24 protein-coding genes are annotated in these 26422 nt (G+C 66.7%); 8 read left to right on the top strand and 16 right to left on the bottom strand.

Annotated features, from left to right (window positions below; genetic code table 11):
• Nucleotides 1–11 precede the first annotated feature (11 nt).
• Nucleotides 12–1001 carry an aldo/keto reductase gene (locus BU28_RS0112690; RefSeq protein WP_028719814.1) on the bottom strand — a complete coding sequence of 330 codons (990 nt, stop codon included), beginning with the start codon at nt 999–1001 and terminating at the stop codon, nt 12–14.
• 93 nt (nt 1002–1094) lie between these two features.
• Between BU28_RS0112690 and BU28_RS0112685 the strand changes: the two genes are divergently transcribed.
• Both BU28_RS0112685 and BU28_RS0112680 read left to right on the top strand, forming a co-directional pair.
• The gene (locus BU28_RS0112685) at nt 1095–1979 is read left to right on the top strand and encodes a LysR family transcriptional regulator (RefSeq protein ID WP_028719813.1); all 885 of its coding nucleotides are present in this window, start codon (nt 1095–1097) and stop codon (nt 1977–1979) included.
• A 123-nt stretch (nt 1980–2102) separates the two neighbouring features.
• Complete coding sequence (locus BU28_RS0112680; RefSeq protein ID WP_028719812.1) at nt 2103–4046, top strand: heavy metal translocating P-type ATPase; 1944 nt, start codon at nt 2103–2105, stop codon at nt 4044–4046.
• 10 nt (nt 4047–4056) lie between these two features.
• Here the strand turns inward: BU28_RS0112680 and BU28_RS0112675 are convergent, their stop codons facing one another.
• A complete protein-coding gene (locus BU28_RS0112675; RefSeq protein ID WP_036762825.1) occupies nt 4057–4677 on the bottom strand; it encodes a methyltransferase family protein in 621 nt (206 codons plus the stop codon).
• 154 nt (nt 4678–4831) lie between these two features.
• Between BU28_RS0112675 and BU28_RS0112670 the strand changes: the two genes are divergently transcribed.
• From BU28_RS0112670 to BU28_RS0112655, 4 genes are all read left to right on the top strand, one after another.
• Nucleotides 4832–5491: a response regulator gene (locus BU28_RS0112670; RefSeq protein ID WP_028719810.1), complete on the top strand. Its 660-nt coding sequence runs from the start codon at nt 4832–4834 to the stop codon at nt 5489–5491.
• Nucleotides 5491–6810 (top strand): sensor histidine kinase, encoded by a 1320-nt coding sequence (locus tag BU28_RS0112665; protein WP_028719809.1) that lies wholly within the window; start codon nt 5491–5493, stop codon nt 6808–6810. The genes BU28_RS0112670 and BU28_RS0112665 overlap by 1 nt, the downstream gene beginning before the upstream one ends.
• 69 nt (nt 6811–6879) lie before the next feature.
• The gene (locus tag BU28_RS0112660) at nt 6880–7137 is read left to right on the top strand and encodes a PepSY domain-containing protein (protein WP_028719808.1); all 258 of its coding nucleotides are present in this window, start codon (nt 6880–6882) and stop codon (nt 7135–7137) included.
• On the top strand, nt 7130–7687 hold the full coding sequence (locus tag BU28_RS0112655; protein ID WP_028719807.1) for a cytochrome b/b6 domain-containing protein: 558 nt from the start codon (nt 7130–7132) through the stop codon (nt 7685–7687). The genes BU28_RS0112660 and BU28_RS0112655 overlap by 8 nt, the downstream gene beginning before the upstream one ends.
• A 16-nt stretch (nt 7688–7703) precedes the next feature.
• Here the strand turns inward: BU28_RS0112655 and BU28_RS0112650 are convergent, their stop codons facing one another.
• The 4 genes from BU28_RS0112650 to BU28_RS0112635 form a co-directional block, all read right to left on the bottom strand.
• Nucleotides 7704–8402, bottom strand: coding sequence for a VIT1/CCC1 transporter family protein (locus BU28_RS0112650; RefSeq protein ID WP_028719806.1), 699 nt, complete (start codon nt 8400–8402; stop codon nt 7704–7706).
• 180 nt (nt 8403–8582) lie between these two features.
• Entirely contained in the window at nt 8583–9401 is an 819-nt protein-coding gene (locus tag BU28_RS22925; protein ID WP_051578182.1) for an IclR family transcriptional regulator, read from the bottom strand.
• Nucleotides 9402–9501: 100 nt separating this feature from the next.
• On the bottom strand, nt 9502–10641 hold the full coding sequence (locus tag BU28_RS0112640) for an acyl-CoA dehydrogenase family protein (RefSeq protein WP_028719805.1): 1140 nt from the start codon (nt 10639–10641) through the stop codon (nt 9502–9504).
• Between the two features lie 78 nt (nt 10642–10719).
• Nucleotides 10720–12666 (bottom strand): 3-hydroxyacyl-CoA dehydrogenase NAD-binding domain-containing protein, encoded by a 1947-nt coding sequence (locus tag BU28_RS0112635; protein WP_028719804.1) that lies wholly within the window; start codon nt 12664–12666, stop codon nt 10720–10722.
• 339 nt (nt 12667–13005) lie between these two features.
• Between BU28_RS0112635 and BU28_RS0112630 the strand changes: the two genes are divergently transcribed.
• Nucleotides 13006–13872, top strand: coding sequence for an alpha/beta fold hydrolase (locus BU28_RS0112630; RefSeq protein ID WP_028719803.1), 867 nt, complete (start codon nt 13006–13008; stop codon nt 13870–13872).
• A 335-nt stretch (nt 13873–14207) separates the two neighbouring features.
• On the opposite strand, the gene BU28_RS0112625 is transcribed toward BU28_RS0112630, so the two are convergent.
• The 5 genes from BU28_RS0112625 to BU28_RS22910 form a co-directional block, all read right to left on the bottom strand.
• Nucleotides 14208–15785 carry a GMC family oxidoreductase gene (locus BU28_RS0112625; RefSeq protein WP_028719802.1) on the bottom strand — a complete coding sequence of 526 codons (1578 nt, stop codon included), beginning with the start codon at nt 15783–15785 and terminating at the stop codon, nt 14208–14210.
• A 111-nt stretch (nt 15786–15896) separates the two neighbouring features.
• Nucleotides 15897–16391, bottom strand: a complete 495-nt coding sequence (locus BU28_RS22920) for a VOC family protein (protein WP_051578181.1) — start codon at nt 16389–16391, stop codon at nt 15897–15899.
• Nucleotides 16392–16449: 58 nt separating this feature from the next.
• Nucleotides 16450–16734: a hypothetical protein gene (locus tag BU28_RS0112615; protein WP_028719801.1), complete on the bottom strand. Its 285-nt coding sequence runs from the start codon at nt 16732–16734 to the stop codon at nt 16450–16452.
• A gap of 33 nt (nt 16735–16767) precedes the next feature.
• On the bottom strand, nt 16768–17178 hold the full coding sequence (locus BU28_RS22915; RefSeq protein ID WP_051578180.1) for a cupin domain-containing protein: 411 nt from the start codon (nt 17176–17178) through the stop codon (nt 16768–16770).
• Nucleotides 17141–19345, bottom strand: a complete 2205-nt coding sequence (locus BU28_RS22910) for an oxidoreductase (RefSeq protein ID WP_051578179.1) — start codon at nt 19343–19345, stop codon at nt 17141–17143. Before BU28_RS22910 ends, BU28_RS22915 begins: the two co-directional genes overlap by 38 nt.
• A gap of 454 nt (nt 19346–19799) precedes the next feature.
• Here BU28_RS22910 and BU28_RS0112600 point away from each other — a divergent pair, with 454 nt between their 5' ends.
• Nucleotides 19800–21092 carry an NAD(P)/FAD-dependent oxidoreductase gene (locus BU28_RS0112600; protein WP_028719800.1) on the top strand — a complete coding sequence of 431 codons (1293 nt, stop codon included), beginning with the start codon at nt 19800–19802 and terminating at the stop codon, nt 21090–21092.
• Between the two features lie 24 nt (nt 21093–21116).
• Here the strand turns inward: BU28_RS0112600 and BU28_RS0112595 are convergent, their stop codons facing one another.
• From BU28_RS0112595 to BU28_RS0112575, 5 genes are all read right to left on the bottom strand, one after another.
• On the bottom strand, nt 21117–21899 hold the full coding sequence (locus BU28_RS0112595; RefSeq protein ID WP_198944951.1) for an ABC transporter permease: 783 nt from the start codon (nt 21897–21899) through the stop codon (nt 21117–21119).
• A 72-nt stretch (nt 21900–21971) separates the two neighbouring features.
• Complete coding sequence (locus BU28_RS0112590; RefSeq protein WP_028719798.1) at nt 21972–22883, bottom strand: ABC transporter permease; 912 nt, start codon at nt 22881–22883, stop codon at nt 21972–21974.
• Entirely contained in the window at nt 22880–23971 is a 1092-nt protein-coding gene (locus BU28_RS22905; RefSeq protein ID WP_036762824.1) for an ABC transporter ATP-binding protein, read from the bottom strand. Before BU28_RS22905 ends, BU28_RS0112590 begins: the two co-directional genes overlap by 4 nt.
• 71 nt (nt 23972–24042) lie before the next feature.
• Complete coding sequence (locus BU28_RS0112580; protein WP_143809722.1) at nt 24043–25296, bottom strand: extracellular solute-binding protein; 1254 nt, start codon at nt 25294–25296, stop codon at nt 24043–24045.
• Between the two features lie 222 nt (nt 25297–25518).
• Nucleotides 25519–26265 carry a TetR/AcrR family transcriptional regulator gene (locus tag BU28_RS0112575; protein WP_158212785.1) on the bottom strand — a complete coding sequence of 249 codons (747 nt, stop codon included), beginning with the start codon at nt 26263–26265 and terminating at the stop codon, nt 25519–25521.
• Nucleotides 26266–26422 lie beyond the last annotated feature (157 nt).

Below are 26422 nucleotides of genomic sequence, written 5' to 3'. Positions count from 1 at the left end.
TCCTCACGGCCTCATTTCTGGGTCATCGCCTCGAACGTGGGGGAATAGCGGCTTCCCGACACCGCCTGGGCGGCGAAGGTCCGCGACAGCAGTTCAAGCTCGGCGGCCTCCAGCACAAGATCGACCGCAGCCGCGTTCTGTTCCAGGTGCGGGATGCGCTTGGCGCCCGGGATCGGGACGATATGGTCGCCCTGCGCCATCACCCAGGCCAGCGCGACCTGCGCCGCCGTGGCGCCGCGCGCCTGGGCCACCTGCTGGACCACCGCGACCAGCCTGCGGTTCGCCTCGGCATGTTCGGGGTGGAAACGCGGCACCTGATGGCGGAAGTCGCCGGGCTCCAGCGCCGCCGATGAGGCGATGGTGCCGGTCAGAAAGCCGCGCCCCAGCGGGCTGAAGGGCACGAAGCCGATGCCGAGTTCGGCGCAGGTCCGCAGCACGCCGTTCGCCTCGACCTCGCGCGTCCAGAGCGAATATTCGCTTTGCAGCGCCGCGATGGGATGCACCGCATGGGCCCGGCGCAGGCCGTCTGCGGAAACCTCGGACAGGCCGATGGCGCGGACCTTGCCCTCGGCCACCAGATCGGCCATCGCGCCCACGCTGTCCTCGATCGGCACGGCGGGATCGGCGCGGTGCAGGTAGTAAAGGTCGATGACCTCGCGCCCCAGCCGCTTCAACGAGGCTTCGGCCACCCGGCGGGCATTGGCGGGGCTGCCGTCGGTGCCCGTCACCTCGCCGAAATCGTGGCGGTCCTGCCGGTAGGTGAAGCCGAACTTGGTCGCGACGATGGCCTTGCGGCCCTTCAGCGCGCGGCCCAGCAGCGCCTCGTTGCGATGCGGGCCATAGACTTCGGCGGTGTCGAAGAAGGTGATGCCCAGGTCCAGCGCCCGGTGCAGGGTGTGGACCGAGGCGGCCTCGTCCTGCGCGCCATAGGCCTGGCTGAAGCCCATGCAGCCAAGCCCGATTGCCGATACGTCGAGGGGGCCGAGTGTCCGGTGTCGCATGATCGTCTCCTTGTTCATGCAGGCATCCTAGCGGCGGGCCGGCTTGCGGATAATCCGTGCAATCCTGCGCGGCCCGTTCTATCGAACAGAACAATGGAGCGCGCGCATCTGTCCCGTCTGGTCGTCCTTCGCACCGTGGCCGAGCTTGGCAGCTTTCGCGGCGCGGCGGATCGCCTGGGCATCGCGCCCTCGGCCGTCAGCCAGGCCGTGGCCCTGCTCGAGGCGGATCTGGGCGTGCGCCTGCTGGCCCGCACCACGCGGTCCACCCGCCCGACCGACGAAGGCGCCCGTCTGCTGGAACGGGTGGGCGGCGCGCTGGACGAGATCGGGGCCGCCCTGGCCGAGACCGCCGCCCGGCCCGAGGTCCCCTCGGGGGCCCTGCGCATCACCATGCCGCACCTGGCCGCCGACGAGGTGGTGATGCGCCGCATCCCCGAGTTCGTCGCCCGATATCCGCTGATCGAACTGGACATCCGCACCTCGGACCGTTTCGAGGATATCGTCGAAAGCGGCTGCGACGCGGGCCTTCGCCTGGGCGAAAGCCTTGAGACCGACATGATCGCCGTCCGTGCCAGCGGCCCCCGCCGGGGCGTCATCGTCGGCGCGCCCGACTATTTCGCCCGCCATCCGAAGCCCCGGCATCCGCGCGACCTCAAGGACCACAACTGCATCCGCCGGCGCTTCGCCAGCGGCCGCCTCTATCGGTGGGAACTGGAAAAGGACGGCCGCGCGCTGAGCGTGAGCGTCACCGGCAACCTGATCCTGCCGCAGCAGGACCTGATCCGCCGCGCGGCGCTGCAGGGCCTGGGCCTGGCCTTCCTGTTCAAGGACGTGGTGGCCGGCGACCTGCGCGACGGCCGGCTCACGGCCGTGCTGGACGACTGGTGCCCACCCTTCGAGGGCTTCTACATCTATTATCCCTCGCGCCGTCAGATGCGGCCCGCCCTGCGGGCGTTCATCGACTTCTTCCGGTGCTGACGCCGCCGCAGTCCGCCCCCGCATGCTTGCGCTTTGGATTGTGGAATCCGTCAGGAAGGCGTCAGGATGTTTCTGAATTTCGACCCAGCCACTGCCGCACATGCGGCACAGCCAGGACAGGACATGACCTTCGATCTTTCTTCCGACCGCCTGATGATGGCGTGGACCCTTGCCACCGTATTCGGCATGGGGCTTGCCGCTTTCGGCGCCTTTGTCGTTCCCGGCCTCTGGGGGGCTGCGGGGCTTTTTCTGGTCTATCTGGCGGGCGGGGTGCCGGCGGGGCTGCGGGCGCTGTCGGTGCTGTGGCGGGACCGGGTGCTGGACATCGACCTGCTGATGGTGGTCGCGGCCCTGGCGGCGGCGGGCGTCGGCGCGCCGCTGGAAGGCGCGGTGCTGCTGACGCTGTTCAGCATCTCGACCACGCTGGAACATCGCGCCATGGGCCGCGCCCGCCGCGCGGTCGAGGCGTTGATGGCGCTGCGCCCCGACACGGCCCTGCGGCAGGCCCCGGACGGCAGGGTCAACGAGGTGCCGGTGGCCGACCTGGTGCCCGGCGATGTGGTGGTGCTGCGCCCCGGCGCCCGCGTGCCGGTGGACGGAGTGATCCTGGACGGCGACGGCGCACTGGACGAGGCAACGATCACCGGCGAATCCATGCCCGTCCACAAGGCCCCCGGCGCCAAGGTGTTCGAGGCGACGGTGAACCTGAACGCCGTGCTTCGGGTACAGGTCACGCAGGCCGTGGCCGACAGCACGGTGGCGCGGATGATCGCGCTGGTGACCGAGGCGCAGGCCGCCCGCGCGCCTTCGGAACGCTTCAGCGAATGGTTCGGGCAGCGCTATACCGTTGCGGTGCTGGCGGGATCGAGCCTGGCGCTTTGCGTCCTTCTGGCCCTGGGCTGGTCGTGGAACGACGCGCTTTACCGCGCGGCCACGCTGCTGGTCGCGGCCAGCCCCTGCGCCATCGTGATCTCGGTTCCCGCCGCGATCCTGTCGGCGCTGGCGGCGGCGGCGCGGGGCGGCGTGCTGTTCAAGGGCGGCGCCGCGCTGGAGACGCTGGCCGACGTCCACACCTTCGCCTTCGACAAGACCGGCACCCTGACCACCGGCAAGGCCGAGGTGACGGGGCTGATCGCCCTTGGGGACGAGGCGGCGTTCCTGGCGCTGCTGTCCGGGATCGAGGCGCAATCCGAACATCCCATCGCCGAGGCGATCCGCCGCCACGCGGCCGAACGCGGCATCGCCCCCGCGCCCGTCCATGACGTGCAGGCGATCCCCAGCGAAGGGATCACCGGCACGGATGCGGGCGGCACGGTCTGGGCCGGAAACCGCCGGCTGGCGGCGCGGATGGGGGCCCAGGTCGACGGGCCGGAATTCTCCGCGCTGCGCGACACGGCGCAGACGGTCACATGGCTTGGTCGGGGCGGCCGCCTGCTGGGCGCCGTCACGGTGGCCGACCGCCCGCGCGAAAGCTCGGCCGCGGGGCTGGCGGCGCTGCGCGGCGAGGGGGTCGGCACGATCAGGATCATGACCGGCGACCGGCGCGCCGTCGGGCTTCGCATCGGGGCTGAACTGGGCTTTGCGCCCGACGAGGTGATGGCCGACCTGCTGCCCCAGGACAAGGTTCGGCTGGTGGGCGAACTGGCCGGGCGCGGCAAGGTGGCCTTTGTGGGCGACGGGGTGAACGACGCCGCCGCCCTGGCGCGGGCCGATGTCGGCATCGCCATGGGCGCGGCGGGCAGCGAGGTCGCGCTGCAGGCGGCGGATGTGGCGCTGCTGTCGGACGACATGGGCCGGCTGGCGGCGGCGCACCGGCTGGCGCGCCGGACGCGGCGGGTGATCCGGCAGAACCTGATCTTCGCCATGGGCATGATGGCGCTGCTGGTCGCCTCCAGCCTGTTCCTTTCCCTGCCCCTGCCGCTGGCCGTGATCGGGCACGAAGGGGGCACGGTGCTGGTGGTGCTGAACGGGCTGCGCCTGCTGGCCGATCCGATCCGCAGCGACCGGGACCAAAGGCAGGCGGCGCGGCGGTCCGGGGCGGCGCAGCCGAAGCCCGCCCGTGCCTGAGTTGCAGCTGTCAGAAGATCCGGAACCCGCGCGCCAGCCCCGCGTCGTGAAGGGCGCCGATCGCCTCGGCCACGGGGAAGGCCGCGACAAAGACCAGGGCGTCGGCCAGGTTCGTGCGCAGGGCGTTCAGGTTCAGCATCAGCCCCGGTCCCGCCCGGAACAGCGAGGGCCGGGGCAGGATGCGCGGCACGCGGCCGGCATAGTCCTCATAGGCAGGTCCGAACATGGAGCGAAGATAGTCCTCCTCGCGCCGGGCGGTGGCGGACAGGATCGTAAAGGCGCCCAGCCCGAACAGCGCGGCCAGCAGCAGGCTGTCCAGCAGCAGGCCGAACCCCGTCGCGCCGATGGTGGAAAAGAAATACAGCGGATGGCGGCAGATCGAATAGGGTCCGGTCTGCATCACCTGCGCATTCTTGCGCCCGCCGATGTAAAGGATCGCCCAGAACCGCCCCAGCACGGCCGCCACGATGCACAGGCTGCCCGCCGTGCGCATCAGCGCCTGGACCGGAACGGCCTGCCAGACGGGAACGCCCCACAGGATCGGGATCAGGGCCGCGACGAAGAAAAGGCGCAAGGTGGCGATGCGCAGCCGCTGGTTGGCGGGACGAACGGCAAGGGCCGGTTTGGACATTATGTCAGAACCTGTGGTTGCGGACCGGGGTGCGCCTGCGCGGGCACGGGTGCCGGGATCTGTTCGCGCATGGTCCGTTCCGCTAGTTTCGGTGCTGCCCTGTCGCGCGCGGACCTTACGGTTGGCTGACGGGCAGGTCGGGAGAGGGCGTGACATGCGGCTGCTGGTGGTCGAGGACGAAGGCGATCTGGCATCGGCGGTGGCCGATCATCTGGCGGCGCAGGGCCATGCCGTCGATCTGGCGGCCGATCTGGCCACCGCCGCCGATGCGCTGGCGGGGGTGGATTACGATCTGCTGCTGCTGGACCTGCACCTGCCCGACGGCGACGGCATCGCCTTCCTGCGGGGGCTGCGGCGGCGCGGGGTCCGGGTGCCGGTGCTGATCGGCACCGCGCGCGACCGGATCACCGAACGGATCGAGGGGCTGGACGCCGGCGCCGACGATTACCTAGTCAAGCCCTATGACCTGGACGAGATGCTGGCCCGGATCGCCGCCATCCGCCGCCGCATCGACGGCCGGGCCGAGCCCGAGCGGCGCTTTGGCCGGCTGGCTCTGCTGCCCGAACGGCAGGCGGCGCTGCTGGACGATGCCCCCGTCCACCTGACGCGCAAGGAATGGGCGGTGATCGAACGCATCAGCCGCCGCCCCGGCATGATCGTGACCCGCGACCAGCTTGAGGAGGCGCTTTACGCCTTCGACGCCGAGGTCGAAAGCAATGCCATCGAGGCGCATGTCAGCCGCCTGCGCGCCAAGCTGGGCCGCAGCGCGGTCGAAACGGTGCGCGGCTTCGGCTATCGCATGGGGTCCGTGTGATGGCCGCGCGCCGCCCCACGCTGGCGCGCCGCCTGGCGTTGCTGGTCAGCCTGGGGCTGGGCGCGGTCTGGGTGGTGGCGCTGCTGACCATGGCGATGGTGCTGCGCCATGAACAGGACGAGCTTTACGACCAGCAGCTGAAGGTTTCGGCCGAAACGCTGCTGCCCGTTCTCAGCCACGCATGGCGGGCGGGCCTGCTGCCGCCGGACGGCGGAGGCGATCCCGCGCAGGCGGTCGATCTGGACGAGGCGCTGCTGTGGCGGCTGATCGACCGCAGCGGGCGGGTGGTGGCCAGCGCCCCGGTGGCGGTGGCGGCGATGTTCCCCGACCGGATCGCCCCGCTTCGCCATCGCCGGACGGCGACGCATATGGTCTATGCGACCGGATATGACGCGGCGGGGTTCGCGCTGGAATTCGCCGATCCGCTGGCGGAACGGGCCGAGGCCTGGCGCGACAGCTATCTGGCGTTTCTGCTGCCGATGCTGGCGATCCTGCCCCTGGGCTATATGCTGGTGCGCTGGATCACCGCGCAGGCTTTGCGACCGCTCGACCGCATGCGGGCCGAGGTGGAACGGCGCGACAGCCAGATGTTGTCGCCGATGGATGCCGAGGCCCATCCGGCCGAGCTTTCGGCGGTCATCGCCACGCTGAACGGCTTCATGGCGCGGCTGGCGCAGGCGCTGGAGGGGGAACGCGCCTTCGCCTCGAACGCCGCGCATGAATTGCGCACGCCGGTGGCCATCGCGCTGGCGCAGGTGCAGCGGATGCAGCACGAGACCGCCGACGACGTGCAGCGCGACCGGCTGGCCGCCGTCGGGCGGGCGCTGGACCGGATGTCGCGGCTGGTCACGCGGCTGCTGCAACTGGCGCGGGCCGAATCCGGCATCGGCCGCGGGGCGGCGCCGGTCGATGTCGCGCGGCTGCTGCCGCATGTCCTGCGCGACGCGCATGGCGACGGATCGCGGCTGCGGGTGGTGCTGCCGGAGGGTCCGGTTCCGTCGCAGATGGACGCGGACGCGCTGGCGATCGTGGTGGGCAACCTGATCGACAACGCCCTGCAACACGCGCCCGAGGGAACGCCGGTGGATATCGTCCTGGACGATGCGGGGGTGCTGGTCGTGCGCAACGGGGGGGCGCCCGTCGCGGCGGCGGATCTGGCGCGGATCACCGATCGGTTCGCCAGCCGCCGCAGCGGCGGCTTCGGCCTTGGCCTGCATATCGCCCGGCAGATCGCGCAGCAGGCGGGCGGGCGGCTGGAGCTGCACTCTCCGGCGCCGGGCCGCGCGGACGGGTTCGAGGCGCGGTTGCATCTGCCCTGACCAGTAAGCCTGGCGTAAGGATCGCCTGCCACACCGCCCCCATCGCACCCCTGACGATGGAGGTTTCCCGTGCGCACCCTTCTTGTTGCCCTTGTGATGGCCGGCGCCGCGCTGCCCGCCCTTGCCGCCGACCGCTGCGACGTTCCCAAGGAAAAATGGCGTCCCGTGGACGAGTTGAAGGCCGAACTGACCGCCAAGGGCTGGCAGATCGCCAACGTCAAGACCGAGGACGGCTGCTACGAGGTCTATGGCAAGGACGACACGGGCAAGCGGGTCGAGATCTTCTTCGATCCCGCCACGTTCGAGGCGGTCGGGTCGGATGACTGACGCCCCGGACGCGGTCCCGGTGACGGTCTGGGATCCGTTCGTGCGCCTGTATCACTGGTCCCAGGCCGCGCTGATCGCGGCGGCCTGGATCACGGCCGACGAATGGAAATGGCTGCACGAACGCATCGGCTATGCGGTCATGGCGCTGGTCGCGCTGCGCCTTCTGTGGGGGATCGTGGGGCCGCGCCACGCGCGGTTCGCCGATTTCGTTCGCGGGCCGCGCGCGGTGCTGCGCTATCTGGGCGATCTGCTCCATGGGCGCGAGCGGCGCTATCTGGGCCACAATCCGGCGGGCGGCGCGATGATCGTGGCGCTGCTGGCGGTGATCGCGGCGACGGCCCTGACTGGCTGGTTGCAGACGACCGACGCCTTTTTCGGCTCCGAGACGATGGAGGATGTCCACGAAAGCCTGGCCACGCTGATCCTGGTCCTGGTCGGTTTCCACGTCGGCGGCGTGGCCCTGGAAAGCCTGCGCCATCACGAGAACCTGACCCGGTCGATGATCACGGGCCGCAAGCGGCCGCTGGGCGCCGGGCCGGGCGGCGAATGAAGGACCGGCGGGGGGATCAGCCCGCCGCCACGCCGAAGACCATGCCGACGGCCAGCGTCGCGATCAGCGCCAGCGCGCCCCAGAAGGCGACGCGCATGGCGCCCTGCCGGATGGGCGCGCCGCCTGCATGGCTGCCAAGGCCGCCCAGCACCAGCAGGACGGCCAGCGTCGCCACCGAGACCCACAGCGCCACATGCGACGGCGCCAGTGCCGCGACGCCCAGCGGCAGGGCGGCCCCGACCGAAAAGGTCGCCGCCGAAACCGCCGCCGCCTGAAGCGGGCGCGCGGCCAGGCTTTCGGTGATCCCCAGTTCGTCGCGCAGATGGGCCTTCAGCGCGTCCCCTGCCATCAGCTGTTCGGCCACGCGGGTGGCGAGTTCGGCATCCAGGCCGCGTTCGACATAGATGTCGCGCAATTCGGCAAGCTCGGCCTCGGGCATCGTCGCAAGCTCCTCCTGCTCGCGGGCGCGATCCGCGGCCTCGGCATCGGCCTGCGAACTGACCGAGACATATTCGCCCGCCGCCATCGACATTGCCCCCGCGACCAGCCCCGCCAGCCCGGCGATCAGCACCGTCCCGCGATCCGACCCCGCCCCGGCGACGCCCACGATCAGCGCCGCGGTCGAGACCACCCCATCGTTCGCGCCCAGCACGGCGGCGCGCAGCCAGCCGATCCGGTGGGTCCGGTGGTTTTCCGCATGAATCGCCCGCATGATGGCCTTCTAACCTGAATGAACTGTCTTGACCCGTGTTCCCGCTTTTCGACCGCAGCCGCAAGGTTCATGGCCCGGGCCGTCCGGGCGTTTGGCCCAGGGCGGCAAAATACACCTGTCCCACCGCTGTTCTCACTTCGGATGAAGGGATGCCAGGGAGAGGCCGGTCTTGGGTGACGGGCTTCAGCGTCCGGGATCACGCCCCGTGCGCAACACCGCTTTCAGCCGCTCGACCGAGCGCAGCAGCGCGTCCTTCAGGACCGTCTCGCATTTCTCGCGCGAGGCGATATCGACAATTCCGCCGCAGGTCAGACCCATCAGCGGCGATCCGTCCTCAGGGCGGAAGGCCACTCCCACAGCGTTGATGTAGCTGTACCACACCCCGTAGGAGCCGATGAACCCCTTTGCCTCATAGCTTTCGATCGCCGTATCGATCTGGCGGCGCAGGTCATCGGCCTGATCCGGCTGCTGCGCGATTATCCGTGCAGAGACTTCCTCGCGCTTGGCCGGGCTCATCGCCGCGAGATAGGCCATCCCCATCGCCGTGCGCAGCATCGGCAGGCGCGAGCCGACGTTCAGTTGCAGCGACACCGGCCCCATCGCACGGGAATTCGCAAGATACACCATCTCAAGCTGGTCGCGCGTACCGATGGCGGCGGCAAGGCCGGTCTGTTCCGACAGATCCTGCAGAATCGGCTGCGCCATGCGCACCACGGCAATGGAACTCAGGCCGTTATAGCCAAGCGACACGGTGGCCGCGCCGATGCAGTAGCGGCCGAGCGATTCAATGTAGCGCAGATAGCCGAGCTGGACGAGCGCGAGCGTAAGACGCGAAACGGTGGCCTTGGGCAGGCCGGTCCGGTCGATGATGTCCTGATTGCCCAGCGTCTCGTCTTCCGGACCGAAGGCGCGAAGGATCTCAAGACCCCGCGTCAGCGAGGCTGCGCTGTTCGGAGCCTGGTCCGCGTCTTTTTCCTGCGTGGATTTTGCTCTTTTTCTCATCGCTGTTCCCGAACGCTACCCGCAGGCGGACGCTAGCATCAAAGCGCCGCGTGCGGTAGATCGGGCCATGCAAGCCCCGGATCACGCCGCGCCGCAGGCATTACCCGGCGGTCATCTCGCGGGCGATGATGATCTGCTGGATCTGGGTCGTGCCCTCGTACAGCCGGAAAAGGCGCACGTCACGGTAGAAATGCTCGACCGCGCTGTCCTGCATGTAGCCCGCGCCGCCATGGATCTGCACCGCACGGTCGGCCACGCGCCCGACCATCTCGGTGCAGAACATCTTGCAAGCCGCAGCCTCCTTTACGATCCGCGCCTTCTCGTCGAAGCGGCGCGCGGTTTCCAGCACCATGCATCGCCCGGCCCAGGTCTCGGCCCCGCTGTCGGCCAGCATGGCTTGAATGAGCTGGTGATCCGCGATGCGCTTGCCGAATTGCTGCCGGTCGCGGGCGAAGGCCACGGATTCGTCGCACAGCCGCTCTGCCGCGCCCACCGCCACCGACGAGATATGCAGCCGGCCGCGGTTCAGCACCTTCATCGCGGTCTTGAAGCCCTGGCCTTCCACGGCGCCGATGACCGCGTCGAGAGGCACGCGCACATCCTCAAGGATCACGTCGCAGGTCCGGGTGCCGCGCTGGCCCATCTTGCGATCCACCGTGCCCAGGGTGATGCCGGGCGTGCTTGCCGGCACGAGGAAGGCCGTGACACCCGATGCTCCGGATCCTCCGGTCCGCGCCATCAGCGTAAAGACATCGGCCACCGGCGCGTTGGTGATATAGCGCTTGGTCCCGTTCAGCACATAGCTGTCGCCGTCGCGCCGCGCCGTGGTCCTGACCGACGCGGCATCGGATCCCACATCGGGTTCCGTCAGAGCGAACGAGCCGATGACCTCGCCCGAGGCCATGCGCGGAAGCCAGTAGTTCTTCTGCGCCTCGGTGCCGTCGATGATGATCCCCTGCGAGCCGATGCCGTTGTTGGTACCGATCACCGAACGGAAGGCGGGCGAGGTATAGCCAAGCTCGAAGCCCACCAGAACCTCTTCTTCCATCGTCAGGCCCAGCCCGCCATATTCCTCGGGGATCGACATGCCGAACAGGCCCATGGCCCGCATTTCGGCAATGATCTCTTCGGGGATCGCGTTGGACTCCTCCACCCTCTGTTCGGCCGGGACCAGTCGCTCGCGCACGAACCGGCGAACGGTCTGTAGAAGGTCGGAGATCAATTCGGGGTCGCGGATCATGGGATTTCCTTCACATGCGGACAGGGGCGCGGATGGCGTGGATTGTTGACGGGGAAACAGGACGCAGCGGCGAGCCCGTCATTCGCGCGGCGCATCGCGGCTTGCCAGAAACATCGGCCCGCCCTTGATCCTGGGAAAACCGTAGCCATGCACTTCGGCCAGGTCGATGTCTTCGGGCCTCGTGGCGATGCCTTCGTCCAGGATCGCCCTGCCCTCCTCGGCCATGGCGCGGACAAGACGGTCGGCAATGGCAGTTCCTGAAAGCGTCAGTTCCCCCGAAACCAAGGGAGCGATGATCCGCGCCGCCTCGGCAGAGGGCTGCGGGGTCCGGTCACCGGGCCGGTAGTCATACCAGCCTGCCTGGGTCTTTTGCCCCTTGCGACCCGCCGCGACCAGCAGGTCGCCGGCTTCCTCGGGCACGGTCTCGCCCCTTTCGCGGGCGGCCTGACGCAGCATCCAGGAAATATCGAGCCCGGCCATGTCCTGCATCTCGAAGGGACCCATGGCACAGCCGAAAGCCCGCATCGCGGCATCGACATCGGCGATCGGAACGCCTTCGCGCACCAGCGCCTCGGCGGCGGCGCGATAACGGCGCAGGATGCGGTTGCCGATGAAACCGTCACAGATACCGGCGCGGACCGGGATCTTGGCCAGCCGGCGTGCAAGATCGAAAGCCGTGGCCAGCACCTCGGGCGCGGTGCGATCGGTCGGAATGATTTCCAGAAGCTTCATCACATGCGCGGGGCTGAAGAAGTGCAGCCCCAGGAACCGCTCCGGCCCCGGCAGGCCCTCGGCTATGACGCGTGGGTCAAGATAAGAGGTGTTCGTGGCGAATATCGTCCTGGGCCCGCAAAGACGACCGAGTTCGGCAAAGACCGCGCGCTTGACCTCGAGCTTTTCGAAGACCGCCTCGATGACCAGATCGCAGCCGGCCATGGCGGCCAGGCCGACGCAGCCTTCCAGCCGGTCCAGCCGGTCGCGCACGGCGGCGTCCGGCAGATGGCCGCGCTTCGCCACGGCTTCGACCAGCCCGCGCACGGTTTCAAGCCCGCGCTGAAGCGCCGTGTCGTCGCGCTCGGACAGCGTGACCCGAAGCCCGGCGGCCAGAAGGGCGGCCGCGATTCCGGACCCCATGGTGCCGCCCCCGACGAAGCCCACCTGATGCAGATCGAGCGGCTGTATTCCCTTCAGCGCGGCCGGACGGTGCGCACCGCGCTCAGCGAAGAAAAGGTACCGCAGGGCCGCCGCCTCGTCAGCGGCGCGCAGCCGCAGGAATGCCTCGCGTTCATGGGCCAGGCCGGCGGCAGCCCCTTCATCCACGCCCAGGCGCATGGCGCGAAGGGCTTCCAGCGGAGCGGGGTTGCCCTTCGCCGCGCGCGCGATCCGCGTCTCGGCTGCGGACCACAACTCCGCATCCGCCGTGACATTCCGTGCGATGGCCGCAGTCGGGCGCGGCCGATCCGCCCACTCCCGCGCCAGCGCGCAGGCCTCTTCGATCAGGTCGCCTTCGGCCAGGCGGTCGACCAACCCCAGTTCCACCGCCTGCCGGCCATCCAGCGCCCGGTTTTCCGCCACGATGCCGACGGCCGCCTCGACGCCGATCAGGCGGGGCAGCCGCTGCGTGCCGCCCGCGCCGGGTATGATCCCGAGGTTGACCTCGGGCAGGGCAAGACGCGTATCCGGCGTCGCCACCCGAAAGGCGCAGGCCAGCGCGATCTCCAGCCCGCCCCCAAGCGCCGCGCCGCGCAAGGCTGCGATCCAGGGCTTGCGCGCGGTTTCGATGCCATGCAGCAGGTCGGGCAGATGCGGCTCCTGCGGGGGAAGGTCGAATTCGGCAATATCCGCGCCGCCGACGAACAGCCTGCCCGCTCCGGCCAGAACAACCGCCCGGACTTCGTCGTCCGCGTCCAGGTCCGCAACCGCCTGCACAAGCGCCGCCCGGACCCGCCGTGACAGGGCGTTCACCGGAGGGTTGTCTATCGTCACGATGGCGAGTCCTGCCTCGGTCCTGATCGAAATGCCCATTTCCCTGTCCTCCTTCGACGATGCCGGGCGGCGCGCCACAGGCCATTTCATCGCAACTTTCCAGACCAAGGTCAATGAAATGAAATTTAGTTCCATTTATATTTTCGGCGGCTCGAGACGTGCCGGCAGCAATCATTATAGTAAATGAAATTATATTCTAAAAAATTATTGATCTTCATCGGGGGTCGTGCCAACCTTCCATTGCCACTTCAGGAACCACGGCCACATGTCGGACGTGTCAGGCACCAGGCCGGCGTGCTCCGCGCGACGCACCAAGCCCGTCCTCACCCGAAACCGGCCGGCCCTCGCGACGGTCCGCCAGCCACCCAAGGAGATCCCATGCGCAAATCCCGCTACACCGTCACCGAAAGCACGTTCGATGTCGGCGACGGTCTCGATATCGCCTATACCGATTACCGGCCTGTCGAGGACAAGGGCCTCGCGCCGATCCTCTATCTGCCGGGCTTCATGCGCACGGCCCGCGACTTCGACCGCGTGGCCCCCCTGCTTGCCGACGAGCGGCGCATCGTCACCATCGACACGCGCGGAAGGGGCAAGGCTGCGCGGGCGCGTGACGCCTCGGCCTATCATTTCGACAGGCTGATCGAGGATGTCTGGGCGCTGGCAGGGCATCTGGGAATCGAGCGGATGGTCCTTGCGGGCCTTGCGCTTGGTGCATTCATGGCCTGGCGCATGGGCGCGGCCCAGCCCGACCGGGTGGTGGGCATCATCGCCAACGATACCGGCACCGAAACCAGTTCTCCCTCGGGCAAGAAGATGATCGCGAACGCCGATCACGGCAGCTACACGCTGGACGAGGCGGCAGAGAAGCTGCGCAATGCTCTGGCGCCGCATTTCCCCGACTTCGGCCCCGAGGACTGGCGGGTCTATGCGCGGCAGATCTATGCGGATCGCGGCCAGGGGTATGTACGCGATTTCGACCCCCTGTGGCTTGAGGAGCTGAAGCGGTTCAAGGCCGACACCCCGACGCTCTGGCCGGAATTTGCGCGGCTGACCTGCCCGGTCGCGCTGCTGCGGGGCGAGAATTCGGACTATCTTTCACGGGAGCAGGCCCAGAAGATGGCCGATGCGCTGCCCGATTGCACGCTGGTGCATGTGCAGTGTCGCGGTCATTCCAACCTTCTTGACGAACCGGCGTCGCTGGGCACGATACGCGCGGTCCTTGCCCGCTGCGACCAGCGCTGAAATCCTTCCGCTGCGCCTCTCGCCCGGGCGCGTGTTTGTTCCGAACTGACCGGATGCAGGCGCGCGCTCCGACATGTTCCGGGGATGACTTATGGCGATGGCCTTGCGCTGCACGATCCGGGCCGGGACGATCTTTGCTGGAAACACCCGGCACGCCTGAACGACGGCTTCGATGCCGGGATTGTCGTGCATCGGCGTGACCCTTGGCGATACGGCCAGATCATCGGCGCGGATCGTGGACAGCGATCTGCCGCAGCGGCCAATAGGCGGGGCGGAGCGCCGTGCAGATGAAGGCGCCTGTGGCCGTTTTCAGAAAGCGGTTGCGGCAGACGGTTTCAACCGTCTGCCAGCCGCGTGGCCGTGGCCAGCGCCATCATCATGACCACCGCATTGATGTTGCCTCTTGGCAGCGCTGGCATGGCCGAGGCATCGACGACGGACAGCCCCGCGATCCCCCGCACCGACAGGTCGGGCTCGAGGACCTTGCCCATCGCGCAGGTGCAGCCGGGATGATACTGCTGGAACGATGTTTCGCGGATATAGGCGTCGATCGCCTCGTCTGTGGCATGTTCGCCTCCGATCACCGTCGATCCCTTGCGGAAGGAGGCCATCGCCCGGCTGTTTCCCAGAGCAAGCGAAAGCCGGTAGCCGCGCCGCATGGCCTCCACATCGGCGGGATCGCTGAGGCTTTCATAGCGGATGGCAGGGCGCGCCATCGGATCGGCCGATCGCAGGCGGACCGTGCCGCGACTGCGCTGGTTCACCAGGTTCACCTTGAGCGAATAGGCCCCGCGCGCAGGGCGGTTCCAGGGCCACCATACATCCGCCTCGGGCGACATGAGGGGGATGACAAGCTGGATGTCGGGCTCATCGACACCGGGGCCGGACCGCACGAACGCCGTCAACCCGCCCGGCATTCCCGCCATCGGCCCGGAGCGCAGGAACCACCCGCGCAGGGCATTGAAGGCGGCGCGGTCAAAGCGCAGGAACATGTGGAACGGATCGGGTTCGTTGCGTTCCCATACCATGGGGAAAGCCAGATGATCCTCGAGCCCCTCTCCCACCGGCAGATCGGCATGGACCGGCAGCCCCAGTTGGCGCAGGTGATCTGCCGGGCCGATCCCCGAAAGCATGAGAAGCTGCGGCGTGTTGATCGCGCCAAGCGACAGGATGACCCTTTGCCGGGCCTCCATCCGACACTTCCGGCCGCCGCGACGGTATTCGACCCCCGTCGCCCGTCCACCCTCCAGCACAAGGCGCGTGACATGAGCGCCGGTCAGCACCGTCAGATTGCGTCGCTTGCGGGCAGGCTTCAGATACTCCGTCGCCGAGTTCGACCGGCGCCCGCGCCGCACCGAATATTGCAGGCGCGACATCCCTTCGGATGAAGGACCGTTGTAATCCTCGACCACCGGCAGGCCGATCTCTTGCGCGGCGCTCAGCCAGGCGTCGGCAATCGGGTCCTTCGTCGCCGGGCGTTCGACATGGATGGGGCCGCCCGCACCCCGCCAGGCCGATGAGCCGCCCTGCCAGTCCTCCAGTCTGCGAAACCACGGCAGAACGGCCTCATAGCCCCATCCCGTTGCGCCCATGGCCTCCCATCGGTCGAAATCCACAGGACTGCCCCGCACGAAGGCCATGAAGTTGAGCGAGCCTGTCCCGCCGATGACGCGACCATGCGGGACGGGCATCCGCCGGCCACCCGCCGATGGTTCCGGCTCGGACAGATCCCCCCATTGGTACTTGCTGTACTGGAACAGCTTGCGCGCGCCCATCGGCAGGTGGATCAGCGGATTCCAGTCCCACGGCCCCGCCTCCAGCAGGGCCACGCTGACATTCGGGTCGGCAGAGAGCCGTTCGGCCAGAATGCAGCCAGCCGAGCCCGCGCCGAGAATGATGAAATCATGGCTCATGAGATTGCTCCCACTTTCAATTCGGATCCGAGGCCGCAGGCTGCCTGCACATTCGTGCCTTTCTCCGGCCTTGCCCGCAGACGCGGCGCGGTGCAGACGCCGGGCAACCCGTCATTCCCACCCGGGTTCGCGGCGCTTTTCAGGCCGGACCCAGCCGAAAGGGTGCGGACCCGACAGAATTTCCAGAAGCTCTATCGCATTGCCATCGGGGTCGCGCAGATAGGCGATCCTGTGATGGATGCGATCCTGCGGTTCGGAATAGAACCGGCAGCCCGCAGCCGTCAGCCTGGCGTGGTCGGCCGCAATGTCATCGGTCACGAAACACAGATGCGATACGCCCGTTTCGTGAAGCCCGCGTTCAGCGACCGGCGCGCTCGGCAGGGGGGCATCGAAGCGGAAGAGCTCGAGGCAGATGTCGTCGCGGGTCAGCAGGCGGACCTCGGCGCCCGAACCTTGCAGACCCATGAGCAGGTCCGCGACCGGACCCTGACCGACCTGCCAGCCGAAGGTCGGCCCTGCGGCGAAGCCGAAATGCGCGATGTAGAAATCGCCGAGGCGGTCCAGGTCGCGGGTCGCAAGGGCCACGTGATGGAAGCTGCGGATCATGGGAATACGTTCCTGCCGACGGGATGACTTCCGGCGCGGGCGTACCGGGCGCGCGCTGTCACTTACCAGCCCTGGCCGCAAGGCCGCGCTCTTCCTCGATCGCGCGGTCCAGCATGTCGATCACCGGCTGCAATCGCGCCACATCCAGCGCTCTGCCCATGTAGGTGATCGGATAGGTCACCGCGTCCTGTGCAAGAAAGCGCCGCTTGCGCAAAAGCTGGTCACGCAGGAACTGCAGGTTCGCGACGTGGTCGGCATCCTCGCCCCCCGCGCTGGCACGGGCATATTCTTCCTGATGGGCCAGCACGTCGAAGCTTTCGGCCTTGGTCTGTTTCATGGTCATGGCATTCTCCGAAATCGGTCCGTGATGGGCGGATCAGGCTGCAAGGTAGGTCATGAGAGCGGGGTCGTATTGCTCGGGTTCGGGCCGTCTGACGCCGCGGTCGGCATCGGCCCAGATCTGCGCCAGCGGACCGCCCAGCCCGAAGAACGGGTCGAAGGATTCGAGCGGCACTTCGGCGGCGCGGCGGGCACAGTCGTCGTATTCGTCGGGCAGGCCGTAGCGGAAATCCACGATGCCATTCGACAGCGGAAAGCCGCCGGTGACCTTGAGATCGTCGCTGATGCCCCGCCCCATATGCCCGACGCCTGCGGGAATCACGATCACGTCGCCGGCATGAAGCGTGGCTTCCCGGCCGTCATGGCCGCCGAACTTGCCCTTGTGCGTGCCCGCGGTGACCATGATGATCTCATGGGCTTCGGAATGGAAATGGTGATGCGGCCACATGCCCTCGCCGGAGTACCAGTTGGGCACCCAGCGGTTCAGCCGCAACGCATCCTCGATGGCCTTCTCGGGACCGCGCAGAACCTGTCGGTAGATCAGCAGTGGCAGGCGCGAGTTCGGCACGCGACCATTGCCGGTAAAATAGTGCTTTTCGATCGTGACGCTCAATTCTGGCTCCTTCCCGAAACTCCAGATGGTTGGTCAGAGGGCGGCGGCGATTTTCAGCCCTTCCAAGACGGCCTCCTCGGCCGTGCGGGGGGGACCAGCAATCGCCGATGACATGGGTTTCGACGACACAGCCGGCCAGGTCGCTTTCCAGCCCCCGCTCGGCGATGGCGCCGTTGCAGATGACCAGGGTGTCGACACTCTCGATTTCGATCGGGCGAAGCGCGACGACATGTTCGAAGAAGACGGAACCGGCCATCGCGCCGAAAAGCCGCGCATAGGGCACGACATCCACCCCGGCCTCGAACAGGCGGCCGTTCGTCGCGTCGCGCACATAGGGAGGCACAGCCTCGGCAGCCATCGGGCCGGTGACGGCAAGCGTCACCTTGTGCCCGGTCGCCGCAAGCTGCAACGCCACGCCCGATCCGACCCAGTCCGAGGTTGCATCGGCGATCACCACCCGGCCACCCGGGCGCACCGTCTCGGCAATGATATCGTTGGCATGGACAATCTGCATGTCCTGCAGCATGTCATCCTGCGGCACCTCGGCCTTGCCGCCGGTGGCAATGATGACCGCATCCGGGGCCATCGCCTCGACCATCTCGCGGGTCACATGGCTGCGCAGGCGTATCTCGACCTGATGCTGTTCGAGTTCGCGCTGAAGGTTCGTCACCAGGCCGCCGAACTCCGCCCGGCCGGGCAGCCGTGCCGCCAGAAGGGCCTGGCCGCCGAGTTGCGGTCCGGCCTCGCACAGCGTCACGCGATGCCCCCGGCTTGCCGCGACCGCCGCGGCCTTCATGCCCGCGGGCCCGACGCCCGCCACCAGAACCCGGCGCGGCGCCGCCGCCTGTCCATAGGCCCCGAGCGTCAGTTCCCGCCCGGTTTCGGGATACTGGATGCAGGACACCGGATAGCCCTTCTGAAAATGACCGATACAGGCCTGAACGCAACCGATGCAGGCGCGGACATCGTCGGGCCGTGCCTCCATGAGCTTGATGCCGAGGTCAGGGTCCGAGATCATCGCGCGGGTCATGCCGCAGGCATCCGCCGCGCCCGACCGGATCGCCTCCTCTGCGGCCTGCGGGGAATTATAGCGGCCGGTCGCGATCACGGGGACTCGCACGACCTCCTTCACGCGGCGGGCATAGGGGGTCATGTAGCCCGTAGGCTCGTGCATGGGCGCGACGATGTGCATCGCACCCGCCCGCGTGGCCGGCGTTCCCAGCACGGCATGCAGGTAATCGACCAGCCCCTCCTCATCCAGCCTGCGGCACATGGCGATGCTGTCGTCCTCTCCAAGCCCCACATTGTCCATATCCGAGACCGAGATGCGCACCCCCAGCGCGACATCCGGCCCGATCGCCGTGCGCACGGCCCGCGTCACGTCGACGAGGAAGCGCTGCCGGTTCTCGCGTGAGCCGCCATATTCGTCGGTGCGGGTATTGGTCGACTCGGTCAGGAACTGCGCTGGAAGATTGCCTTGATTGGCGACGATCTCGATCCCCGTCACCCCGGCGCGCACGGCGCGCTGCGCTGCGGTGGCGTAATCGGCGATGGTCTCGCGGATCTGGTCGAGGGTAAGCGCGCGCGGCACGACAAAGAAGCGCTGGCTGCGCACCTCGGAGGCCGAATAGGCCCGGGGACGCGTGCCGTCCGCGGTTTCATAGATCTCGCGGCCGGGGTGCAGCAACTGGGCAAAGATGATGCCGCCCGCGTCAGAGACTGCCCTGACCATCCGCTGGATGCCGGGAATTGCCGCGTCATCCGAAAGACGAAGCTGGTCCTGCGAGGTCAGGCTCATGTCGTTGACGGTGGCCCCGCACAGCACCTGCAGACCGGCACCGCCGCGCGCGCGGCGCACCTGATAGGCAATGTAGCGCTCGCCGATCAGCCCATCGCCTTCCTGCAATTTCGAATTGTGGCCGGTGAAGACCATCCGGTTGCGCAGGGCAACCTTGCCGATCACCAGCGGCGAGGTAAGCAGGGGATAGGGGTTTTCTGCCATCGAGGGGGCTTCCGTCCTTCAGAATACCTGATTATATAAAAATACTGGCGAAGTCATCCGGTCTTGGCAAGATCATTCCGCCTTGCGCCCGAAGATATCGGGCATTTTTTCCATTTTTCGCAGATTTGGAAAATGTTCTAGGTAATTTCACTCATTCTTCTGCCATGATCGCGGATTGTTTCGCCTCATCAAGCCGAATTCCGCCTTGGCCATCTAGATCCCCATCCCGGAATCTCTGGATAGGCCCTTACTTTTTCTGATATAAGTTGAATTATAGCGCCATCCCGCCGTGCGATCGGGACAAGACTGCCGACCACTTACCGGCGCCACCCCAAGATGAGAGGACCACAGAATGCTTGCTGACAGGCCTGAGGCCGCCGGATTTTACCGCTCGCGGTCGCATTGGCACGAGACCGCGGACCCCTGCGCGCCAGAGCCGCCGCTCAGGGGTCACATGCGCGTCGATGTCTGCGTCCTGGGCGGAGGCGTGACCGGGCTTTCGACGGCCTACCATCTCGCCTGCGCCTCCCCCGGCACCCGGGTCGCGCTGCTCGAGGCCGAGGTCGCGGGTTACGGCGCCAGCGGCCGCAATGCGGGGCAGCTTCTGGTCACATTCGGCGGCGGCGATCTTGGCGCACAGGTCAGGCGCCACGGCGCCGAAAAGGTGGGACAGGCGCTGACCTATGTGAATGAAGGCATCGAGGCGATGAAATCCGTCGCCGCCACCGAAGGGTTCGATTACGACTTCCGCGAAACCGGCTATCTGAAGGCGGCCCTGCGGGTCGAGGGAGACGCGGAGATCGAGCGCTACCAAAGGATATTCGAGCAGGTCGGCCATGGCGGGCATCTGCACTATCTGAACCCGTCGCAGGTCGAGGAGGAGTTGCACAGCCCGCTGATCGGCGGTGCGCTTTACGATCCGCGCGGCGGACAGTTCAACCCGCTCAAGCTGGTACGAGGGCTGAAGGCGGCGGCACTGCGGCGCGGCGTACAACTGTTCGAAAACAGTCCGGTTGCGACGATCGGCACGGACGGGCCAAGGGTGCGGATCGAAACCGGACAGGGCGCGCTCGAGGCGGATCGCCTTGTTCTGGCGACGAACGCCTATACCCATCTTCTGGGCGGGGCGCAGGCGCTTGGCCTGACGCGCGCGCAATATCCGCTGATCGTACGCGGCACGATCACCGAGCCCCTGTCCGAAGCCGATTGGCAGGCTGCCGGATGGCCGAGGCGGTCCGGGGTGAACATCCTGTCACAGCTTTTCTTCTCGTTCGCGCCCACGGTGCAGGGTGGGATGCTCTGGGTGGGAGGCTACAACACGCATGCGCCCTCCGATCGCGCCCTGATGCCCGAGGTCCATGCCCCGCTGAGAAGCAGCAAGGTGGTCGGCACGTTCTTCCCGCGGCTGGCGCATCTGAAGACGGCGCAGACCTGGGGCGGCCCGATTTCGATTACGGCCGACTGGACGCCGCACCTTGGAATCGCCCGTGATCCGCGCATTCTTTATGCCTGTGGCTGCTGGGGTCACGGCATGGCGATCGGCTTCCGAAACGGCAGGACCTTGGCCGAGCTTGCGCTGTCGCCCGACGGCGAGGCAAGCCGGCTGTGGCTGTTTGCGCGCGCCAAGCGGCGCTGGCCGCCTTTCCTGCTGAGCTCTGCGGTCGCGCGCAAGGTGATCTATGACCGGCGCCGCGGCAACCGCCGCATCGCCGCGAAGATGACCCCGCGCCTCGATCTCGATGCATGACGGTCGGGCGCTTTGCGCCCGATCTCATCCCCGGGTTTCGATCAGCTCGGCCTGACGGGCCTTGCGCTCGTCGGCGCGGATGCGGCGCTCCACCGACCGGCGCTTCAGCTCATAGGCCAGGGCGCCCAGCACGGCGATGGCAATCAGCACCACTGCCAGCGCGTTGATCGTGGGGGTGATGCCGGTGCGGACCTTCGATCCGACATAAACCATCAGCGTGTCCGAGTTCCCGCGCGTGAACAGGGTGACGTTGAAGTTCTCGACCGACTGAAAGAACTCAACGACCGCGCCGCCGACCAGCGCCGGCATCAGATGCGGCAGCAGGATCCGGCGGATCACCTGCCCGTGGGTTGCCCCCAGGTCCAGGGCCGCCTCTTCAAGCGCCCGGTCGAAGGATTGCAACCGCGCCAGCACAAGAAGCATGACGAAGGTCGCAATATAGGAGGTCTGCCCCAACACCGACAGATGCAGCCCGGCCGACACACCGTAGTTCGCCCAGAACAGAAGTGTTGCGATACCGATGACGGCGCCGGGCGTCAGCATGGGCGCGACCATGAGCCCGTAGCACAGGATCCGCAGCTTCCCACTGACGCTGGTGATCAACAGCGCGCCGGCCGTTCCAAGCGGAAGGGCAAGCACGACCACCGTCAGTCCGACCCAGACCGTGTTCCGGATCGCGCGCCACATCTGCTCATCGTGCCAGAAATCGACGAACCAGCGCAACGTCGCCCCCCGCCAGGGAATTACCGACGGAAAGCGCGAGTCATTGAAGGCGGCGCCGGCCGTCACCACCAGCGGCAGCAGCATATAGGCAAGAAAGAGCGCCACATAACCGTAAAGGACAGCGCGTGCAAAAGTGCTTTTTGTCATCTTGGGTGCCTATTTCGCAATATCGGCAAGCTGCACCCGGAACAGCCGCATCATCAGCGCGACGAAGACGGTGCAGGTGACAAGAAGGATGAAGGCATAGGCCGCGGCGGTATGCCAGTCCTGCGATTCGAACATCCATTGGGTGATGACTTCGGTGAACCAGCGTGAATCCGGCGATGCCATCATGATCGGAATCACCACCGAGCCGACCGAGAACATGAAGATCATCGTGCATCCCGAGGCGATCCCGGTCTTGGCATGCGGCATGACGATCCGCCGCTGCACCTGCCAGCCGCTGGCGCCAAGGTCGCGCGCCGCCTCGATCAGGTTGCGGTCCAGCGTCGAGAGGCTGTTGTAGATCGGCAGAACCATCAGCAGGATGTTGGTATAGATAAGCGTCACCACGATCCCGGTCGAGCCGGAGATCCAGCGCACCTTCGGCAGACCGAACCAGGCGCCGATACCGTTCAGCGGGCCCTGGAAGGCAAGGATGATGTACCACGAGAAGGCGCGCAGCAGTTCGCTGACCAGCAGGGGAATGGCCAGCAGCATCAGGATCGTCGGGACGGACCGGGGGGACATCACCAAAGCCAGGCACCAGGCCACCGGATAGGACAGGACCAGGCAGACCAGCGTGACAAGGCAGCTGTGCCAGATGGTCCGCAGGAAAATGAACAGGTGGATCGGCATGTCGATGAACCAGACCCGCGTCGTCGAATTGGTCGAGACCATGATCGCGTAATTGTCCAGCGAATAGACATCGGCTGGTCCACCCTGCTCGCCCGGCGGCAGTGAAGGACGGAACGATTGCTCGAAAAGCTGCAGGTTCGGCAGGACGACAAGAACCAGGATCCAGAAGGCCGCCAGAAGAAGGATGGCAATGCCTATCGGAGTGCCGTAGCGGCGGGTCAGCTCGGTCATGCCGCCTCTCCCTGCGCGGGGCTGCCGTCGAGCACCCGCGCCGCGTCGGGAGCGAAGCCCAGGAAAAGCCGCGCACCGACCGGCGGCACCGACAGACCGACCTCGTTGCGCAGTTGTGCGATGAATGCCTGCCCGCTGTCATGGCGGGCATGGACGTTGATGAAGTTGCCCTCGAAGGCGACGCTTTCGATCATGACCGGAATTGCGTTCCCGGCCGCCGCGCTGTCGGACAGCCGGATATTCTCGGGCCGGACATAGAGGATCGGCCCGGACGACCGCATGTCGGCCCCGCCCTGCCCGCGCAACTGACCGAAAGCGGTGTCGAAAATCACGGTGTCACCCTGGCGGCCTGCCACCTTGCCGGCGATGCGGTTGTTCTCGCCGACGAAAGAGGCGACAAAGCCGTTCTCGGGCCGGTTGTAGATCTCTTCCGGGGTGCCGACCTGAAGAAGGCGGCCCTTGTTCATGACGCCGACGCGGTCGGACATCGCCAGGGCCTCGCCCTGGTCATGGGTGATGTAGATGAAGGTCACACCCGTCCGCTTCTGAATGGCGCGCAGCTCTGTGCGCATATGCTGGCGCAGCTTGAGGTCCAGCGCGGAAAGCGGTTCGTCCAGCAGCAGCACCTGCGGCTCCACTGCAAGCGCGCGGGCGATGGCCACGCGTTGCTTCTGCCCGCCCGACAGCTGGCTGACCATCTTGTCGGCCGCATCCGGCAGTTCGATCAGGTTCAGCAGCTCCTCGGCGCGGCTGCGACGGCGGCGCTTGTCCACCCCACGCACCTCAAGCCCGAAGGCGATGTTTTCCCACACGCTCATCAGCGGGAAAAGGGCGAGATTCTGGAAGATCAGCGCGGTCGGGCGGTTGTTCGGCCCGATCCCCGCCATGTCGCGCCCCGCGATGCGGATCTGTCCCGCCGAGGGCGTGACAAAGCCCGAAACCATACGCAGCAGCGTGGTCTTGCCGCAGCCGGACGGCCCAAGGAACGAGAAGAACTCGCCCGCGCCGATGGTTACGTTGACATCATCGACTGCGCGGAAAGAGCCGAAGTCGGCGCGGACATTCTCGAGACTGACGCCTTCGGACATTCTGCGCATTCTCCTGTTTGACTAGAAAGGATGGGCGGCAGCGCCAAGGCCGCCACCCCACGAAGGTCGGCTCAGGCCGAGCGCCACTTGTCGGCATATTCGCCGCGCAGCTTCAGGAACCAGGTGTCCTGGGGCGGCCACCACCACATTTTCTCGACCGCGTCACCCGGGTAGGCCTTGGCCTGGAATTCCGCGATTTCAGGCGGAAGAAGCTCCGTCGATCCCTTGATGACCGGGCTTGCGCCCTCGGCCACGCCGACCAGCGCCGCAACCGCAGGGTCCGACACATATTTCAGGAATTCATAGACCTGGTCGGTGTTCCTTGCATTTTTCAGCAGCACATAGCCCTGGCTCCATGCAAAGGCGCCCTCTTTCGGTGCGATGAAGGTGAAGCCCTCGGACGCGATGGCTTGCCCCGTCGATTCCCAGTTCAGACCCAAGGTGCAGCCGTTGGCCAGAAACGCGCCCTGCGCCTCGGTCTCGCTGCCCCAGAACTGGCCGACGCTGCGCTTGCGGGGAATCGCCTCGGCAAGAATGACATCCCAGACCTGTCGCATCGCCTGTTCCGAAGCATAGCTGTCGCGGAACGGCATCGGCAGCTTTCCCTGCGCCTCCAGCACGCGGCCCAGCGCGGCAAGCGCGGAATGGGCGCGCACCGTCACCATGCCCTGATAATCCGGCGAGAACAGGTGTTCGAGGCTTGCTGTGCCGTAAGCGCTGTTCGGATCGTCGGCCTGATAGATCAGCGCTTCGGTTCCCCAGGAGGAAGGGACGAAGTGCATCGCGCCATTGTGCCAGCCGACATCCCCTTCGACGGTGCCGGTCATGCCGGGCAGATACTTCGTCACGTCAAAACGCGTGGTGTCGAAGGGTTGGACGATGTCGAGACTGTACCACGAAGGCAGCGACTGGTGGCCAGGCAGTGCGATATCGCCGGACCCGTCCTGCACCGCCAGACGGCATTGCGCCAGCATGGTGTCCTGCTCGGGCTGGGCGATCAGATTGATCCTGATGCCCGTCGCCTTCTCGAACCCGTCGAAAACGGGGGAATAGTCGAGCCCGGCCCAGCCGATGTAGTTGATGACCCCCGACGATGCACGGGCCTCGCGGACCAGGGCCGGGCTGGCCAGGAGCGCCGTCGCGGATGCGGCGGTCGTAAGGAAGGTCCGTCGGTTCACGCTAGCCATGTTCAGATCCTCTCTGATGGTGATTGATCCCGTGCGGCCTTTACCGGCCGCCTTCTTCCCGATCTCGCAATGGGGCCCTGTACTGGTCGCATTGGTGAAATCTGTTTTTAAGCTAGAAAATGGCTGCGGATCGATCAATAGAGAACTTTAGTTCCATTTTTCAAAAATGCCACGACCTGCCGCCCGGGAAGCTCGGTCCGGCAGTCCGGATCTATCTTCAAGACATTGATTTTTTATATGAATGCTTTTGGCCACCACTTTTTCTGCCAAACACCCCCTCCAAAAAGCCAGGTGCTTGGCCAAGCACAGCAGGACAGGCAAAAATTTGACAAAGATCAGGAATGGCTCAGGTGAGTCGCGTCAGCGTCGCGGCAGCAGGGTCTCCGGCAGGATCGTGCGCAGATATGTCAGCTGAATGGCCACCCCGTGACGGAAGGTGTCGTCATCGACATAGCCCCGCTGCGAGTAGGAGCGCGCCCAGAGCGCATCGATGCAGTCCATCGTATATCGCATGTATTCGGCCAGTTCGGGAATATCGGGCATCCGATAGAACTGGTGGAAGGCCGCGCTAATCTCGGCGGCAAGCTGGCGGTTCTGCTCGGCCGCGGCCCGCCGCGTGTCGTGATGCAGCGCCGGGCCCAGGATGATCTCGGCAACATGGCGGTTCTGGTTGCAATGGTCGCGATAGGCGGTCGCCAGCCTGGTCAGCCAGTCCTGCCAGCGCGGGCTGTCCTGCGCCTCGATCTCGACTCTGGTCTGCAGGATGAAATCGGTCGATTGCCGCAGGTAGCGCCCCGCAAGTTCGATCTGGATCGCAGCCATCGAAGGAAAGAGATAGTTGATGGAGGCAGGAGAAATCCCCGCCTTCGCCGCGATGTCATTGAAACTGATGTCTGCGACATGCGCCGTTTGAAGCAGTTCTTCGAGTGCGGCGAGGATCTGATCGAACCGTTCCTGGCTGCGGGCCTGCAGCGGACGCCGGGCCTTGTGTTCCACCGAAAGCGTCCGGCTTTTGCGGCGCGTCACGCGCGGGCGAACCGTGGCGGAGGCAGCGGATTCCGGCTCGGGAGCGTCGGCCTCATCCCCGTCTCGCATGCCGCGTTCCATGATCATCCCCAAGTGTCGGCACCGGATTCGGGCGCCGTCTATTTGCCGGACGACCACGATGCCGAAAGCCCCGCACAAGGTCAACGCCACCCCCGGTTCGTCAGCGCATCACTGTCTACGAAAACAAAATATAATTTCATTTTATTGACCTGCCGAT

The sequence above is a fragment of the Paracoccus yeei ATCC BAA-599 genome (assembly GCF_000622145.1).
Lineage (GTDB): Bacteria > Pseudomonadota > Alphaproteobacteria > Rhodobacterales > Rhodobacteraceae > Paracoccus > Paracoccus yeei.
Note: the sequence above shows the minus strand (reverse complement) of the source record. Positions and strands in the feature narration are given on the sequence as shown.

Excerpts from the sequence above, each read along its gene's own strand:
- BU28_RS0112665 (WP_028719809.1), top strand. The coding sequence starts at position 5,491 with ATGGCCGCGCGCCGCCCCACGCTGGCGCGCCGCCTGGCGTTGCTGGTC.
- BU28_RS22910 (WP_051578179.1), bottom strand. The coding sequence starts at position 19,345 with ATGGCAGAAAACCCCTATCCCCTGCTTACCTCGCCGCTGGTGATCGGC.
- BU28_RS0112590 (WP_028719798.1), bottom strand. The coding sequence starts at position 22,883 with ATGACCGAGCTGACCCGCCGCTACGGCACTCCGATAGGCATTGCCATC.
- BU28_RS0112675 (WP_036762825.1), bottom strand. The coding sequence starts at position 4,677 with ATGTCCAAACCGGCCCTTGCCGTTCGTCCCGCCAACCAGCGGCTGCGC.
- BU28_RS22915 (WP_051578180.1), bottom strand. The coding sequence starts at position 17,178 with ATGTGGCCGCATCACCATTTCCATTCCGAAGCCCATGAGATCATCATG.
- BU28_RS0112640 (WP_028719805.1), bottom strand. The coding sequence starts at position 10,641 with ATGATCCGCGACCCCGAATTGATCTCCGACCTTCTACAGACCGTTCGC.
- BU28_RS0112635 (WP_028719804.1), bottom strand. The coding sequence starts at position 12,666 with ATGGGCATTTCGATCAGGACCGAGGCAGGACTCGCCATCGTGACGATA.
- BU28_RS0112625 (WP_028719802.1), bottom strand. The coding sequence starts at position 15,785 with ATGAGCCATGATTTCATCATTCTCGGCGCGGGCTCGGCTGGCTGCATT.
- BU28_RS0112600 (WP_028719800.1), top strand. The coding sequence starts at position 19,800 with ATGCGCGTCGATGTCTGCGTCCTGGGCGGAGGCGTGACCGGGCTTTCG.
- BU28_RS22925 (WP_051578182.1), bottom strand. The coding sequence starts at position 9,401 with ATGAGAAAAAGAGCAAAATCCACGCAGGAAAAAGACGCGGACCAGGCT.
- BU28_RS0112595 (WP_198944951.1), bottom strand. The coding sequence starts at position 21,899 with ATGCTGCTGCCGCTGGTGGTGACGGCCGGCGCCGCCTTCAATGACTCG.
- BU28_RS22905 (WP_036762824.1), bottom strand. The coding sequence starts at position 23,971 with ATGTCCGAAGGCGTCAGTCTCGAGAATGTCCGCGCCGACTTCGGCTCT.
- BU28_RS22920 (WP_051578181.1), bottom strand. The coding sequence starts at position 16,391 with ATGATCCGCAGCTTCCATCACGTGGCCCTTGCGACCCGCGACCTGGAC.
- BU28_RS0112670 (WP_028719810.1), top strand. The coding sequence starts at position 4,832 with ATGCGGCTGCTGGTGGTCGAGGACGAAGGCGATCTGGCATCGGCGGTG.
- BU28_RS0112655 (WP_028719807.1), top strand. The coding sequence starts at position 7,130 with ATGACTGACGCCCCGGACGCGGTCCCGGTGACGGTCTGGGATCCGTTC.
- BU28_RS0112630 (WP_028719803.1), top strand. The coding sequence starts at position 13,006 with ATGCGCAAATCCCGCTACACCGTCACCGAAAGCACGTTCGATGTCGGC.
- BU28_RS0112690 (WP_028719814.1), bottom strand. The coding sequence starts at position 1,001 with ATGCGACACCGGACACTCGGCCCCCTCGACGTATCGGCAATCGGGCTT.
- BU28_RS0112680 (WP_028719812.1), top strand. The coding sequence starts at position 2,103 with ATGACCTTCGATCTTTCTTCCGACCGCCTGATGATGGCGTGGACCCTT.
- BU28_RS0112575 (WP_158212785.1), bottom strand. The coding sequence starts at position 26,265 with ATGGAACGCGGCATGCGAGACGGGGATGAGGCCGACGCTCCCGAGCCG.
- BU28_RS0112615 (WP_028719801.1), bottom strand. The coding sequence starts at position 16,734 with ATGACCATGAAACAGACCAAGGCCGAAAGCTTCGACGTGCTGGCCCAT.
- BU28_RS0112685 (WP_028719813.1), top strand. The coding sequence starts at position 1,095 with ATGGAGCGCGCGCATCTGTCCCGTCTGGTCGTCCTTCGCACCGTGGCC.